The 16,628-nt window shown below is 35.5% G+C and carries 13 protein-coding genes; 9 read left to right on the forward strand and 4 right to left on the reverse strand.

What is annotated here, in order from left to right:
- The first annotated feature begins 291 nt into the window (after window positions 1-291).
- Window positions 292-948 (forward strand): tetratricopeptide repeat protein, encoded by a 657-nt coding sequence (locus tag M2265_RS01740; RefSeq protein ID WP_232789279.1) that lies wholly within the window; start codon window positions 292-294, stop codon window positions 946-948.
- Window positions 949-1,031: 83 nt separating this feature from the next.
- Here the strand turns inward: M2265_RS01740 and M2265_RS01745 are convergent, their stop codons facing one another.
- Window positions 1,032-1,592, reverse strand: a complete 561-nt coding sequence (locus tag M2265_RS01745; RefSeq protein WP_132768290.1) for a hypothetical protein — start codon at window positions 1,590-1,592, stop codon at window positions 1,032-1,034.
- Window position 1,593: 1 nt separating this feature from the next.
- Entirely contained in the window at window positions 1,594-3,126 is a 1,533-nt protein-coding gene (gene gpmI / locus M2265_RS01750) for a 2,3-bisphosphoglycerate-independent phosphoglycerate mutase (protein ID WP_132768288.1), read from the reverse strand.
- 246 nt (window positions 3,127-3,372) lie between these two features.
- Here gpmI and M2265_RS01755 point away from each other — a divergent pair, with 246 nt between their 5' ends.
- The 6 genes from M2265_RS01755 (at window position 3,373) to M2265_RS01780 (ending at window position 7,362) form a co-directional block, all read left to right on the forward strand.
- On the forward strand, window positions 3,373-3,774 hold the full coding sequence (locus M2265_RS01755; RefSeq protein WP_165902319.1) for a DUF4783 domain-containing protein: 402 nt from the start codon (window positions 3,373-3,375) through the stop codon (window positions 3,772-3,774).
- Between the two features lie 67 nt (window positions 3,775-3,841).
- Window positions 3,842-4,696 (forward strand): carboxylating nicotinate-nucleotide diphosphorylase, encoded by an 855-nt coding sequence (gene nadC, locus M2265_RS01760; protein WP_132768284.1) that lies wholly within the window; start codon window positions 3,842-3,844, stop codon window positions 4,694-4,696.
- A gap of 16 nt (window positions 4,697-4,712) precedes the next feature.
- Window positions 4,713-5,360, forward strand: coding sequence for a glycerol-3-phosphate 1-O-acyltransferase PlsY (gene plsY, locus M2265_RS01765; RefSeq protein ID WP_132768282.1), 648 nt, complete (start codon window positions 4,713-4,715; stop codon window positions 5,358-5,360).
- 51 nt (window positions 5,361-5,411) lie between these two features.
- Window positions 5,412-6,206, forward strand: a complete 795-nt coding sequence (locus tag M2265_RS01770; RefSeq protein ID WP_132768280.1) for a M48 family metallopeptidase — start codon at window positions 5,412-5,414, stop codon at window positions 6,204-6,206.
- Window positions 6,207-6,335: 129 nt separating this feature from the next.
- Window positions 6,336-6,992 carry a DUF937 domain-containing protein gene (locus M2265_RS01775; protein ID WP_132768278.1) on the forward strand — a complete coding sequence of 219 codons (657 nt, stop codon included), beginning with the start codon at window positions 6,336-6,338 and terminating at the stop codon, window positions 6,990-6,992.
- 64 nt (window positions 6,993-7,056) lie between these two features.
- The gene (locus tag M2265_RS01780; RefSeq protein WP_021190213.1) at window positions 7,057-7,362 is read left to right on the forward strand and encodes a hypothetical protein; all 306 of its coding nucleotides are present in this window, start codon (window positions 7,057-7,059) and stop codon (window positions 7,360-7,362) included.
- Window positions 7,363-7,452: 90 nt separating this feature from the next.
- Here M2265_RS01780 and M2265_RS01785 read toward each other — a convergent pair whose 3' ends face one another.
- A complete protein-coding gene (locus M2265_RS01785) occupies window positions 7,453-10,491 on the reverse strand; it encodes an AAA family ATPase (RefSeq protein ID WP_132768276.1) in 3,039 nt (1,012 codons plus the stop codon).
- A 5-nt stretch (window positions 10,492-10,496) separates the two neighbouring features.
- Window positions 10,497-11,726, reverse strand: coding sequence for a metallophosphoesterase family protein (locus M2265_RS01790; RefSeq protein WP_132768274.1), 1,230 nt, complete (start codon window positions 11,724-11,726; stop codon window positions 10,497-10,499).
- Between the two features lie 165 nt (window positions 11,727-11,891).
- Between M2265_RS01790 and M2265_RS01795 the strand changes: the two genes are divergently transcribed.
- Window positions 11,892-12,572, forward strand: a complete 681-nt coding sequence (locus tag M2265_RS01795; RefSeq protein WP_132768272.1) for a prolyl oligopeptidase family serine peptidase — start codon at window positions 11,892-11,894, stop codon at window positions 12,570-12,572.
- A gap of 323 nt (window positions 12,573-12,895) precedes the next feature.
- Entirely contained in the window at window positions 12,896-16,201 is a 3,306-nt protein-coding gene (locus M2265_RS01800) for a carboxypeptidase regulatory-like domain-containing protein (protein WP_132768270.1), read from the forward strand.
- The last annotated feature ends 427 nt before the right edge of the window (window positions 16,202-16,628 follow it).

Below are 16,628 nucleotides of genomic sequence, written 5' to 3' on the forward strand. Positions count from 1 at the left end.
ATAAAAAGTTATTTTAAATTTGTGAATGTAGGGTATTGCAAGTAAGATGCCAACCTATTATTTGAAAACGAATGATCCATTAATGCAGTGCTTTAAGAAAAAAAGACAGTCTGACATGTGAATTTTGTCACATTATTCAATTTATTATTGTGTAAATAGGCATAATAATTGTAATATTGAATACGCATTTAGCGTTGTATGTTGAAGTCAAGTAAAACGAAATTTCAACAACACAAACTAAGCGGTTGAATATGAATTAAATACTTTAAATTGAAACGTAATTAAATAAATATGACTCTTAAATCGATTAAATTAGGCTTATTTACTGGTGCATTTGCCTTGATGTCACTTTCATCTTTTGCACAGACAGCAAAACAGGAAGAGCATTCGAATCCAAATGTTCGTTTAGGTCAAAAAGCACTATTGGATGGTGACTTCAAAAAAGCAGCAATTTACTTAGAAAAGTCTTTGCCAGTGGAAAGTAAAGATCCAGATGTATTATATATGTTAGGTTACTCTCAATTTCAGAATGGCGAATTTAAAAAGGCAGCAGAGTCTTTCGGAAAAGTAGTTGCTTTGGACAGTAAAAATGCAAACGGTTACTATTTTAAAGGAAAAGCAAATAATAATTTAGCGACTCAAACATCTACAAAATTGAGCAGTTCTGCTCGTGAAGCATTATTAAAATCTGCTATCGAAGATTATTCTAAAGCGATTGCATTAAATGCAAGTGATGTGAAGCTTTATCAAAATAGAGCGCTAGCTTTCCGTGACTATGGTATTTTAGTTGGAACTTCCGGAGTTGCGAATTACAATAAAGCAGTTGCAACTGATGCTTATAACAACGCAGTAAAAGATTTTGAAAAAGTTTTAACTTTTGATGCTTCTCGTAAAGACATTCAAACAGAAATCAAAAAAGCTAAAATTTACAGAGATAACTTGAAGTAATCTTTCAAAAACAAAAAAACACCATATCGCGATATGGTGTTTTTTTTTGTAATTACTTGAGATGTAGGAGAGGTTTCTAAATTTTAGTGATTCAGAAACTTTCCTATAATTTTATAATGACTTTTTCCTAATATCAGAATATCCTGATTTTTTTCAATTTGATAAATAGAGTCAACATCATACGTAAGTTTTTCTTCACTTGAATATAAGCTATTGTCTACTTTTCTTTCAATGACAACCTGTCTAATCTTACCTTTTAAATCATGCTCCACAGCGAGATACTGAATCGCTAATCCGGGATCTTTGGCCTGATAAATTGTTTGACAATCTTCTTCTCTAAAATTATACAAACTGGCATCAGCATTTTTTGTAATATCAGCAGCTATAAATCCACTGAGTTCATTTTGCCAGTTTGGGATCTTCAAAGATTTCACTTCCTCATCGGAGTCTTTAATGACCGTTTTTTCAACCGTTGGATTCAATTTTGTTAACTTTTCAATTTCAGAATTAAAAAATGAATCCAGAGAAAGAGTTGATCCTTTTACTTGCTTTTGCACCGTTTTGTCGTTTTGACAGGACGATAGTAGGAGCGCACCCCCTATAATTAATAAAGAGAGTGCGTTACCTATACGTTTATTTTTCATATTAGTCTTGAATCAATACCTCGCCATCCATTTCGGCAGGGATCTCAACTTTTAGTAATTTCAATACAGTAGGCGCTATATCACCCAATTTACCATCCTTAATGCTTTTATAATCCTTATCGATCAAAATACATGGAACAAGGTTTGTTGTATGAGCAGTGTTAACTGATCCATCAGCATTGACCATAAATTCGGAATTACCATGATCTGCAATGATGATAAATGAATATCCGTATTGTAAACCCTTTTCAACAACTTGTTTAGTACAATTGTCTACTGTTTCAACCGCTTTTACTACCGCGTCAAATACACCCGTATGTCCGACCATATCTGGGTTTGCAAAATTCAGACAGATAAAATCTGGTTGCGCTTCTTCAATATCTTTTATAATAGCATCAGTAATGCCTTGAGCAGACATTTCTGGCTGTAAATCGTAAGTCGCAACTTTAGGAGAGGGTACCAACAAACGGTGTTCTCCATCAAACTCCTGTTCACGTCCTCCAGAAAAGAAAAATGTGACATGTGGATATTTTTCAGTTTCTGCGATACGTACCTGTGTTTTATGATGAGCTGCTAAAACTTCACCTAAAGTATTATTTAAATTGTCTTTATGGAAGATGACTTTAACATTTTTAAATGTCTCGTCATATGACGTCATCGTAATATAATAAAGATCCAATGGTTTTAGGTCGTACTCTGGAAACGCCTTTTGCGTTAAAGCAATAGTAATCTCGCGTCCTCGGTCTGTTCGGAAATTAAAACAGATTACGACATCTCCATCTTGAATTGTGGCAACAGGTTGATTTGCAGCATTAGTCAAAACAAGCGGTTGCACAAATTCATCTGTAATGTTTTGATTATATGATTCTTGTATAGCGTGTTGTAAATCTTTAGTTTCAGTCCCACTACCATGTACCATCAAATCATACGCAAGTTTTACACGCTCCCAGCGGTTGTCGCGGTCCATTGCATAATAACGACCGATTGCTGACGCAAGAGTACCGACAGACTGAGGTAGGAAATCTTGCAATTCTTTCACATAGTTTAATCCAGAATTTGGATCTGTATCGCGTCCGTCAAGAAAAGCATGTATAAATACCTGATCTGAAGTTAAACCAGCATGTTTTGCAGCATCACATAGACCACGTAAATGACTTGTATGTGCATGAACGCCACCGTCGGACAATAAACCGATAAAATGAACCTTCTTATTATTTGCTAAAGCATATTTAAAGGAGTCTTGAATAGTGATGTCCGTATTAAAAATACCATCACGAACAGCTTTATGAATGCGGCCTAATTCTTGATAAACCACACGTCCTGCGCCCAAATTCATATGTCCAACTTCAGAGTTACCCATTTGACCTTCAGGTAAACCAACAGCTTCACCAGAAGCTACTAGTTTTGAATTGGGGTAGTTCGCCTTCAAATAATCCAAGTAAGGAGTATTTGCCGCAAATGCTGCGTCAGATTGATCTTCTTTTCCGTATCCTAATCCGTCTAGGATTAATAGTGCTACTTTTTTTTCCATAATTATATAAGCAAATATAATTTAAAACAACTGATAATTCAAGATTATGAGGAATGTAATGAAGAATTAAAGTTTGTTTAATGTAAAATTTATATAAATTTGGCATTGTTTATGTGAATCATCTACCAAATCACAAAGCTAGTCTTTAACACAATAACTATTGGGTAAGTTCTTGAACTACACAGAGTTTAATTTCTATAATTAATGAAAAAGATCCTATTTTTTATAAGTCTTTTTATGTGTATAACTATGCGCATATCAGCGAATAATATTGACAAGAACAACTTACCAATGTATGAATCTTCTTTATTTATTTCTGATATTAACGATGCTTTAATGCTGCAATTGAAAGCAGGGAATGCTAAAAATATAGCACGGTATTTTGCGACAAATGTAACGTTGTCAATCTTAAGTGAGGATGGCCAATATTCTAAATTTCAGGCTGAAATGTTGTTAGAGTCATTTTTCTCAAAAAACAAACCAGGTGCAGTAAAATTAATACAGAAAATTACAAATAAAACCAATTACAGTTATTACGTATATCAACTTACCAGTAATAAAAATCTGTTTCGAGTTTTTGTGAAGATAAGTTCGGCAAAATCTACACAAACTATAGAAGAATTTAGAGTTGAAAAACAGGCTTCTAAATAATAATTCCAAATTATTTTCTTGAATAAAATTTAAATTTCCATCTTCGCTACATATTTTGTGAGGACTCATGATGGAAAAAAAAGAATATATTAAAAAATTCGTTCAACAGGCAATTCTAGAAGATGTCGGAGATGGTGATCATACAACACTTTCAACGATTCCTAAAGACAAAGCTGGAGAGGCTAAATTAATTGTTAAAGAAGAAGGTATACTTGCTGGGGTAGAGATTGCATTAGAAATTATCAATCAAATAGATCCTACACTTGCTCATGAAGTGCTAATTCATGATGGAGCGAGTGTAAAAATTGGTGATATAGCCTTAATCCTGAAAGGAAAAATCCATAGTATCCTAATTGCCGAACGCTTGATCTTAAACGTGATGCAACGCATGAGCGGGATTGCGACAACCACAAACCGATATGCGAAATTATTAGCCGGAACAAAAACGAAAATATTAGATACGCGCAAAACAACTCCCTTGTTACGTTTGTTAGAGAAAGAAGCGGTAAAGATCGGAGGGGGAACCAATCATCGTTTTGGCTTGTATGACATGATTTTAATTAAAGATAATCATGTTGATTACAGTGGAGGTATCACGCAGGCTTTAACTCGCGCAAATGCCTACAGAGACACCTTAAATAAGCATATTGAGATTGAAATTGAGGTTAGAAATTTTGAGGAGCTAGCTGAAGTTATTACCTTTGGCAAGGTCGACCGCATCATGTTAGACAATTTTAGTCCCTCAGATGTGAAGAAAGCTGTCGATATTATTGCAGAAAGATTTGTCACTGAGGCTTCTGGAGGAATTACAGAAGACACACTTCAAGCATATGCAGCAGCCGGAGTAGATTTTATCTCGGTTGGAGCATTGACGCATTCTGTAAAAAGTTTGGATTTAAGCTTAAAGGCCAAATTAGTTTAGGATTTAACAATAATTAATGATTTCTATTTATTTAGTAAGTGCAGTAGTACTAGCTTATTTATTTGGTTCAATCCCAACTGCGGTATGGTTTGGACAGGCATTTTATGGCGTTGACGTTAGAGAGTATGGAAGTGGTAATGCCGGTGCAACCAACACCTTTCGCGTTTTGGGACCAAAAGCAGGTGCTGTGGTGATGTTCGTCGATATCTTTAAAGGGTTCACGTCTACAAATCTAGCTTATTTAATAGAAGCGGGGCAAAGTACCAGTAATGTCCAATTTGTTAACTATCAATTGGCACTTGGTGTTATTGCTGTTTTAGGACATCTATTTCCTGTCTTTGCTGGCTTTAGAGGAGGCAAGGGAGTGGCAACACTCTTTGGCATGATCCTCGCAATTCATGCTCCCGCCGCATTACTTTGCGTTACGGTCTTTATTGTAATCTTGTTGACAACGCATTATGTATCATTAAGTTCAATAATGGCAGGTTTTACCTTTCCTTTTAGCATAGCCTTCTTATTTAAAACATCTATTCCTTCAGTTCTATTATATGGCATAGCGATCTGCGCATTGATATTGATTACCCATCAAAAGAATATCGAACGCCTCTTAAAGGGACACGAATCTAAAGTTTATCTTTTCAAGAATAAAAAGAAGAAAATTTAGGCATAGGAATTGCGTTGGGTACAATCTAATGCAGTGTTTAACATTTAAAATATGAAAAAGGTTTTTAAATATACAAGTATGTTCCTGATTGGAGCTACTTTAGCATCCTGCTCGACTGTGCCGATTACTGGACGTAAGCAGTTGAGTTTGGTGAGTGATAGTGAAATTCAGGAACAAGCGGCTTCTTCTTACAAACAATTTTTAAATTCCTCAAAAACAAAAGTAATTACAGGTACAAGTCAGGCAACTTTAGTTAAAAAAGTTGGTAATAAACTGGCGATAGCCGTTAATCAATACCTTACGCAGCAAGGTATAGCAAATCAATTTAATTTCAGTTGGGAGTTTAATTTGGTGCAAAGCGATGAAGTCAATGCATGGTGTATGCCCGGTGGAAAAGTAGCTATATACACAGGTATTCTTCCAGTTACGCAGAATGAAACTGGATTAGCGACAGTAATGGGGCATGAAATTGCCCATGCAATAGCACGTCACTCAAAGGAGCAAATGTCTCAACAGCTTGCAAAGCAAGCTGTTGGAGCCGTTATTGGAGTGGCAACATCTGGAAGTAGCTATGCAGGAATCATCAATAACGCATATGGAATAGGTGGTCAGTTGGCTTCATTAAAATACTCCCGTGGAAATGAATCTGAAGCCGATCACATGGGGCTTATCATCATGGCAATGGCGGGGTATAATCCTGCTGAATCTGTCAAATTTTGGGAACGCATGGCAAGTGGTGGATCTAAAGGTACACCTGAGTTTTTAAGTACGCACCCGAGTGATGCAAGACGTATCAGCGATATTCAAAAGATGCTTCCAGAGGCTTTAAAGTATTATAAAAGATAGTTTCTATATAATTTAGAAAAAAAGAGGTTTAGTAACCTCTTTTTTTGTGGCTAATCAGCTCGGGTTAATCCAATTCATTGGCTTAATTATTGTTTTGAATTTCTAAACGCAATTAAAACAGATGAAATTATGGGAATGACAGATTTAATTACAGGTGGCCTTGGTAATCAAATGGCTGCAGGATTGTCCAAAAAGCTGGGAATTGACAGCACCAAAGCAACTTGGATATTAGCAATAGCGGTTCCTTTGATCGCGGGAGCAATTAAATATAATCAAAGTAAGGACGACACCAGTCAGGCTAAAGGTTTTGCTGATGCATTAGACACAAAACATAACGGTGAAATATTGGATCATGTCGATGAGGTAATCGAACAGGGACCTACAGAAGATGGCAACAAGATCGTGCAGCACATCTTTGGCAGCAAGACTGAATATGTTGCTTCTGGATTAGCGGAGAAAAGTGGATTTAGTTCGGCTCAGGTTACAGGAGTACTGGCTACCCTGGCACCTATTGTTATGGGTTATTTGGGTAAGGAAAAAGCAAATGCAGCGCAAAATGGAACGAGTAATCCTTTAGGTGATCTGCTGGGAGGCTTTTTAGGTGGCAATACGGGTTCTGGAGGAGGATTAGGGAGTATAATCGGGAATATATTCGGTGCTGATAAAAATGAACCAACAGCCGCAACTACTTCAGGAGGATTGACCGACAAGATCTCCGACTTTTTTGATAAGAATAAAGATGGTAGTGCCATAGATGATATTGTTGGTATGTTTACCAAAAAATAACCAGATGATAAAAAACACTTTGCTGTTCCAATTGTTATTTTATTAAAGATCAAGATACAAGATTATGGAAGATAGAAATAAATATGACTCAGCTACTGTTGCCCTAGAGAAGTTGAAAGAAGCGGGGTATACAATAGATTATAACATTGAACTGGATTCTTTGATTGCAAATCCATCTAATTATAAGATTGATTATATTTATCGATATGAAGGAGATTCGAATCCGGATGACGAAAACACAGTTTATGGAATCACGGAGAAAAACGGTTCAAATAAAGGTGTTTTTGTCATTGGAAATTTATCCTTTGTGGAAGGTGATATAAGAGATGTGATAATAAACCTCGAAATTGCCCACAAAGAGAGCATTTAATGCTGTAAAATAGAAAGAGAGGTGTTGACCTCTCTTTCTATTTATAGAGGATCACAGCGCTTTATAAGTAATGTGTTCTTGTTCTAGCACTCAAAAGTCATGTAGAATCAGGCTTCCTAAATCTTCATCTTTCACAATTTTAACTGAAACAGGGATGCGCTCCTGTAATTCATCAACATGAGAGATAATTCCTACAATACGATTTTCTTTATGAAGGGCATTTAAAGTTTCAAAAATTAAATTGACAGATTCAGTATCTTGAGTTCCAAATCCTTCATCAATGAAAAAGAAATTCTTTTCATTCTGATTGAGACTACGCGTGCTCTCCGCTAGTGCTAGAGCCAAACATAAAGATGCCTGAAAAAATTGCCCACCCGATAATGTCCTGACAGATCGTGATTTACCACCATTTAAATGATCCATTACTTCAAAATCATTTTCACTATTGATGATTAGTTTCAGATGACCTCGAGTTAGTCTTTCAAAACGATGATTGGCGATATGACATAGGTCCTCTAAGTATTGAGTTGAAATGTAATCAACAAAACCATTCCCCTTAAAGAGATTTGATAAAATACTTAAATTCTTATTCCGAAGTGCCAATTTATCGAAAGCAATTTGCAATTCTACTTTCTCAGCGTATCGCTTTTTTGAAATTAGAATTTGATCTTTGAGAGATTGCAATTGACCTATCAGCATTTCTTTGGCTTCTTTTGCCAATTGCAGATCTTGGCTGATTTTTGTAATCTGGGAAATATCAACAGCTTGCTGATTTATTTTCTGCTCTAATTGTACCAGATTGGCCTTAACAATAGCAAAATGCTCTTCAAATCGTTTGATACGTAATTCTTCTTTTTCAAGATCATATTGCTGTTTTAATATTTCTTTTACAGCGTCAAGAGACACGAAATCATGCTGTTGCAACAGTTCTTCAAGCAGCTTCTGCTGCAATGTTATCTTAGATTGCTTATTCTTTAATTGCATTTCTAACGTATTGCTTGTTGTAGAAAGTGATGCTATAGAAATATTGAATTGATTAATTTCATTTAGCAACCTATTGTATTCCTGCTCTATATGGTCTATTGATTGAAGTGATTGTGTAATCAATATTTCAATTTCAGATATTTCAAATTGTTCGAATTCCGATAATTTTAATCGTTTAATCAGTTGTTCATGAATACTTAATCGTCCTTCAAGTGTAGATTTAGTAAGAGCAATACTATTCAAACCATTACTGTATTTTTCCTTTTTAATCTTTAGATCATCTAATTCCTTTTGAATTGCTGCTAAAGTCGATTCTGTTAGTGTACAGGCCTGTTCAATGGATTCAGCCTGCAATTTCCATTGATCGAAACTTGTACGATCATTGTGCTGAAAGTTAGTCCACGTGAATTGAGTCAGGTGATGATTTAATTCTATCGTTAGCGTATTCAACTTTTCGACACTTTTATCTATATCCCTTTGCAATGTTATCAGGTTTGCATCTAGTTGGATGAATCGTTGTTGACGCTGTTGAATTTGCAGTATTGTTTCTTGCACATGAGTTTTCTCAGATTTAAGTTTAACCAATTGCTCAGAAACATCCTCTGTTTGCATAATATGTGGATGGTGCTCGGAACCACATAAAGGACAGGCTTCTCCAGCTGTCAAAGCATGAGAAAAGTTAGCTAACTGCTGTTTTACCTGAATTTTATTTTCATCCGACTGAATTCTTTCCAGTAAAATAGATGCACTCTTCTCATCTTCAGTAAGTTTCTCTCGCCAGGATGTAGGAGTGAGGCTTTCCTTTTCGAATTGAAGTATGATATCCTGATAATCCTTTCGCTTAATTTTTAAATCTGCTTCTAAATCATGTTGCGTTTTAATATATTGCTCTTGTTTTGAATACCAATCATTTATAGTCATTAATAAACTACTTGCAACACGGCTTGCTTTAAGATTGGTAATTTCTTGCTGTTTTTCCTGAACTAACGTTTGTTTATTTAAAATCTGCTGGTCAACACCTTGCAGCACAATCTGTCCATTAGCTAATCGTTCAGCTTCTTTTTTGATATCAACTTGCAGTTTTAAAATATGAACAATATTTCTCATATCCTCAACAGCAATTCTTTTATTATCGAGTTGATTAAAATCCTGCTCTACTATCTTATATGCACTATTTGCTGTTAACAGTGCTGTATGGACTGCATTTAATTGATGTTTCGTTCGAGCAAAATCTTGTGTTAGCTGGAACTCCTCTGTCTGTAGATCTGCGAGATTATCGAGCGCATGCTTAAAAATACGATCAACTTTTTGAAATAACAGAATCTGCTTCTTTAAATTTTCAATTGTACCTTGTTCGGCACTTAATTGAGCAAAAGCTTGCTTCTGTATAGCTATTTCTTTATGGAACTGTTGAACTTCCAATAATTTTTGATGTTGCTGATCTAATTGTTGATGTTTATTTGTGACTTCTTGGAGCTTCAATTGTTCATTCTCCAATTGTAAAAGTAATTCAGCTATACTTTCCTCTGTATAATCCTCTAAAGTTTGTACTGCGCCGGAAATATTTTGGAGTTTCAGTTCTGTTTCCTTACTTAGAGAAGCGACTTTATAAAATAGATCATAATGATCTAAATTAAAAAGTTCCTTCATCATGCCCGAGCGTTCAGCTCCCTTAAGCTCAAGAAACTCTTTAAATTGCCCCTGAGGCACAATAACTGTACGGTTGAAGTTTTTGTAAGATATGCCTAATATAGTTTCAGCATCGGTACTTTCAAGTGGTATTTTTTCATCACCTTCAAAAACATAAGCTTTTCGTACAGGTGTCGTAACTTTTTCAAACTGCTTGCTATTTCTTCGCCAAGATGCTTCAAACGCATACTTCTTATTTTCTTTTCCAATAAAATGAAACTCAATCCGCAACTGATTGGAATTTAAGTTCATCATATTGTAGGCTCTGTTGTTGCTGTTTAACCGGTTTGTGTTTGCAAATAAGGCAAAAGTAATGGCTTCCAGAATCGTTGATTTTCCAGAACCAACTTTTCCAAAAATTCCGAAAAGACCGGCCGCTGTCAAAGCAGTAAAATCTATTTCTTGTTTTGATTGATAGGAATATAATCCCTCTATGGATAGATATAATGGCAACATAATCGTTAATTCTCCTTTTCAGTTTGAGTACCCAGTACTTCGTTAAATAGCGCTATCAATTCCTCCGATGGAGATTGGTCATTATTTCGATATCGGAAGTAATCAGAGAAATTTTCGTTAATACTTTTACTTCTTCTGGATATGGGTTCGCTTTGATAGGTAGCACTACTGTTTACTTCAGGAATGATATAGATAATGCCCGGGTGGCTATCTTCAATACGTTTCTTTTCACCTTGCGTTAAAGATGTTTCTGAAACAAGTGTTAGTTCAACTAAACAATCTTGATTCACTGTAAGCCAATCAATAGCATCTGTGACAGAATGGAATTTTTTTCGTATTAATTTTTTTCCAGATAGGATGTTGATCGCTTTATAGACCGCCTCTTTGTGTGGCTCCAGCGTTACAATCACCACTTTTTTATCTTGCCCTGCTTCGGAAAAAGAATAGCAAAGTGGACTACTCGAATAGATAACTGGTGCACGATGTCCCCCCACTTCTTGGTAGCGATGCAGGTGACCTAAAGCTGTATATTGAATTTGAGGAGGAATACATTCCGTATAAACAGTATCTGCAAAACCAATACGCAAAGGTTTTTCGCCGTCTGGCTCCACTAATATAGGACCTCCCTTTTTATTCATGTATAAATGTGAAACCAAAATATTAGCGCCTCGATCATCGCAGTATAAATCGGCCAGCGAACTCCATTTTTTACTTAAAACTTCATTGAGCCCGATCTGTTCATCTTCACCAAGATATTCTTTGAGTCGATGTTCGTTAGCAAAGGCAGTTATAAGGAGACGAATTGGGAAATCATGACCTAGAAGCTTAATTTCAAGAAAACCGATATCTCCTTTAGTGATTTCAAATCCGCCCTCAACCTGATAAGGATTAAATTTCATGTTGGGTTTACCCGCGAAAATAATTCCGCAATCTCTCGCAAGGCTATCAGGAGCATCTACACGATCCGGTGAATCGTGATTTCCGGCAATGGCAATGACAGGTCTGGAACCATTTTTCGTTAAGCGTTTAAGTGTTTTATAAAGGAGTTCAATAGCTTCGACAGGTGGATTGAACGCATCGAACAGATCTCCAGCGACAATAACAAGATCAACTTGTTCTTGATCTGCTATCTGAACAATTTCATCCAGTACTTCTTTTTGTTCATCAAATCTGGAAAAATAATCCAATCGTTTACCTAAATGCCAATCGGCTGTATGTAAAATTTTTAGCGACATGTTTTACTTGTGAAAACTTAAAATTACCTCGAATTTTCTATAAAAAAGAAGTTAATTAATATTAATATCTATTTTGCTGATTCAGAATAAAATGTATTTTTGTTTCTTATGCATACGATAAACAATTCTCATAAACGTAATTTTTGGCTTTTAGGTATTATTTTCATGCTAATCTGTAGCATCTGGAATAATGAAGTATATGCTCAACTAAAGGCGATTAAAGGGGAGACGACCTATCCCTTTTTATTGAATTTACCAGAAGAAGAACAGATCGATAACCTGCCAGGCGATAAACAGCCCGTTTTGATATTTCTCCACGGAAGGAGTCTGTCGGGTACAAATCTTGATCGTGTTAAACGATATGGCGTACTTTATGCGATGAATAAAGGTCAGGAGGTTTCTGGTATTGTAATCGCCCCACAGTCAAGAGGCGGATGGGATCCTGATAAAGTTATTGAGATTGTGGATTATGCTATCGAACATTATAACGCCGACCCGGATCGGGTATATATCTGCGGAATGAGTATGGGCGGATACGGCACAATGGATGTAGCAGGTAAATATCCAGATCGTATCGCAGCGGCAGTAGCTATATGTGGAGGTGGAAGTGTTAAGTATGCCGACAACCTAAGTCAGGTGCCACTTTGGGTACAACATGGAAATCGTGACCGTGCTGTACCCTTGTCAGAATCAAAAAAAATAGTCAATGCAATTAAGAAAGCAGATCCTGAAGCTGATGTAACGTTGACTATAATTCCAGGTGGTACACATGGGAGCGTGGAACGCCTTTTCCATCAAGATGAAATTTACGAATGGCTGTTCAAGCATACGAGGAAGGGATCCTAAACACCTAACTTGTTTTTTTGTTTTATTTAGAGATTAATATTACAAAACAGGTAAACTTTCAAAATTATTTTGCTCCAAAATGATCCATTATGACAATCGATTGCATTGTCTATTTTGCAATTATTGAATGCATCAATTATAATAATTATAAAAACGAATGTTAATTTTTGTTAAAATTCTCAATTTATCAATTATTACTTATTTAAATAAAAATGCATCCAATTGAAGACTCTTGTTATGAGTAGGTTAAGTTTTTGTTAAGTGCTTTCAATGTTAAATTCTCTTTATACTTTTGAGGCATATTTATAACAAAAATTTTCTTTATGAAAAGACCTTTACTCTTTTTTGCGCTTGTATTAGCAAGTTATGGTACCATTCATGCTCAAGTTACTACGAGTAGTGTGACTGGAATTGTGAAAGAATCCTCCGGCCAAGTTACATCAGGAGCCACTATCAAAGCAACACATGTGCCATCCGGCACGGTTTATTCGAGCGCGGCGAATGCTGCTGGTCGTTTTAATTTAGCGAATATGCGTGTGGGTGGTCCGTACACTGTAATCGTTACATATGTTGGCCAAGACCCAATTACGTATGAAAACATTTATCTACAATTAGGTGAAGCCTTCGTTCTTAATCCAGTGTTTGGATCATCTGCAACTAATTTAGATGAGGTTGTGATCACCGGTAGAAACACACTCAAGAGTGAAAAGAATGGTGCTTCGACAATCGTAGGGAGACGACAAATTGAAACATTACCTTCTATTACACGAAGTGTTAATGATCTTACACGATTAACACCTCAGGCAAACGGAACATCAATTGGCGGTGGTAATTTTAGATCAAATAACTTTACATTAGATGGGGCTAATTTTAATAATCAATTTGGGATAGGAAGTAATGTGCCTGCTGATGGCTCCCCAATCTCTATTGATGCTATTGAACAGATTTCAGTTAATGTTACTCCATATGATGTCAGACAATCTGGATTTACTGGAGCAGCAATAAATGCAGTTACTAGATCAGGTAGAAATGAGTTCTTTGGATCAGCTTTTTACACTGGTCGTTCTGACAAACAACAAGGTACTCGAATTGGTGATGTATTAACTCCTGTAAATCAACTTTCGGTAAAACAATATGGTGTAAGTTTAGGAGGACCAATTATTAAAGATAAATTGTTCTTCTTTGTAAACTTAGAACAAAATAAGACTGAGGAACCAGGACCAGTTAAAATTGCATCGTCACCATCAAATCAATTTGGAGCGCCGGGCACTCCCTCATATGTGGCTAGACCGACCGAAACTTTTATGAATGAAGTATCATCTTATCTTAAGGATAAGTATGGTTATGATACGGGACCATATCAAGGGTATTCTAATAAAAGTAACAATGACAAAATTTTTGCTCGTCTTGACTGGAATATAGCTGACAATCATAAGATAAATTTCAGATATAATCAGGTAAAAGCTAAGACTCCTGCTACAATCAGTAATTCTTACACTGGGTCAGGTGTATCAGGAATAAGCCGCACCGGAAGTAATGCTTTGCATTTTTCTAATTCAAACTATTTTCAAGAAACAAATTTATATTCTGCCACCCTTGAATATACAGGTAAACTTGGTAATGTAAATAGTTCAGCAAGAATTTCTTATGTAAACCAAGATGAACCACGTTCTGTAAATGGAGGGTTATTTCCTTTAGTAGATATTAAACAAGGAGATAATGTAATCACCACCTTTGGATACGAACCGTTTTCATATGGCAATTTACGATCGGTAAAAACTTGGACGGCGAATTATGATTTAAATTATAGTTTAAACAATCATGATTTTACAGCTGGTTTGCAATTTGAATCAAGTGATGTTAAAAATGGATTTCAACGTTTTGGTGCGGGATATTATTTATTTAACTCATGGGATGATTTCAAAAATGGAGTTAAGGCGTCAAATTATGCATTGACATATCCACTAACATCAGATGGTTCTCAAGCTTTTCCAGGTTTTAAATTTAATCAATGGTCGTTATATGTTCAGGATCAGTTCACAGTTAACGACAAATTGAAACTAACTGGAGGCTTACGTTTTGAACTTCCAGGGTATCCAGATGTGAGTCAAGTTAAAGAGCACCCTCTAATTTCTGCTTTAACCTTTGCTGATGGATTAAAAGTAAATACAGGTGTTTTACCAAAGACAAAAGTTATGATTTCGCCAAGATTTGGTTTTAATTATGATATGCTTGGTGATCGCTCATTGATGCTACGCGGGGGAACAGGTGTTTTTACAGGTCGTATTCCATTTGTATGGATCGTATCGCAGTCAGGTGACTCAGGGATGCTACAAGCCTCTGTAACAAAATCAGGAAATGATGTGCCTGATTTTAGTCCTGATATTAAAGCGAACTATCCTTCAACAATTGCTGACCCGACTACTTCCATTTCATCATCGAATATTTCAGTTATGGATCCAAATTTAAAATTCCCGTCTACTTGGAAATCGAGTTTAGCTGTGGATTATAAATTACCTTTTGGTTTGGTCGGAACTTTAGAGGGTATTTACAATAAAGATATTAATGCTGTTGTTGCTCGAAACGTGAACTTGGCAGATCCTAAGGAAATGAATATTGCCGGATATGCAGATCACCGCTTTATATATGGCGATGCAAACATAGATAAATACATCAATAAATTAGATAAAGGGCAGGCATCTTCAACTGGTAAAGGCGCATTTTCTGCTATTCAAATGTCAAACCAAAAGGGAGGTCATTATTGGTCTATTACTGCTCAGTTGGCTAAAACTTTTGAAGATGGATTTTCCGCTTCTCTGGCATATACAAGAAGTGGTGCTAAAAACTACGGAGATGGTTCCGGAAGTCAAATAGCTAATCTATGGTCTTTACCCTATCAGTCCATCGGAAATTCAAATATTCCAACCTTGGGATATACTGATAATGTGCTACCTGATCGACTAGTTGGTTCAGCTTCTTATACAAATAAATGGATTAAAAATTTAAATACTGCTATTACTGTATTTTATTCAGGCTCTTCAACAGGACGGGTTTCTTATGCTTACTCTGCTGATTTTAATCGTGATGGACAGAACAATGATCTCATTTATGTTCCTAAAGATGCATCTGAAATCCATTTTGTAGATATTGCTGCATCACCGGGATCAATTTACGGAGGAAAAGCGTATACCGCAAAAGAGCAGTCAGATATATTTTTTGCTATGGTTGATGGTGATGATTACCTAAAAAGTAGAAAAGGCCAATATGCTGAAAGGAATGGTGGTACTATGCCTTGGAGACATCAATTTGATTTAAGAATTTCGCAAGAACTATTTAGTGGAATAGCTGGAGGTAAAAATTCTTTGGAGTTTTTCTGGGATGTCTTTAATATAGGAAATTTGTTTAACTCGGATTGGGGCGTATTTAAGACAAGTAATAATCTATTGTTGATTCCTACGAATATGTCAGGTACAAGTTCAACTTCTGGATTAGATGTTCAAGGAAATGTTAATCCAACATTTAGATTGAATGGAGCAAATGGAGATGTAATTAGAGCTACAACACGAGTAAACGAAACAATTACATCAACATACTATATGCAATTTGGAATTAAATTTAAATTTAATTAAACTATAAAATTAATTTTTAAAAAAGGGATTTTGCATTTTGCAAAATCCCTTTTTTCTTGGAATTAAATAATTCAGATCTTATTATAAACCATTTTTTAAATATAAATCACCAAGCAGAATGATTCAGAAATTTGAAGATTTTGCGTTATCAAATTTTGTTTTTGTTTTCTTCTAAAATTAGCTCCTCAAAAACATGATATATTTGATCCTTACAAGATCAACAACTTATTGTTTAATCTTTAGTAATTAACGGCATTTTAGATTATTAAATATAATACTATCTTTCTTTTTCTTCGCCTTCAAAGTATTTGTCGGCATAGATGGTTCTACTGTAAGTTCCTAGATTATAATTTATTGATCCAGATGTTTGAACTAATAACGTTTGATCAATTTTTCATAAATCGCCTAAAATACTTGCTTAAGTATA

It is taken from the genome of Sphingobacterium kitahiroshimense (genome assembly GCF_025961315.1).
Taxonomy (GTDB): Bacteria; Bacteroidota; Bacteroidia; order Sphingobacteriales; family Sphingobacteriaceae; genus Sphingobacterium; species Sphingobacterium anhuiense.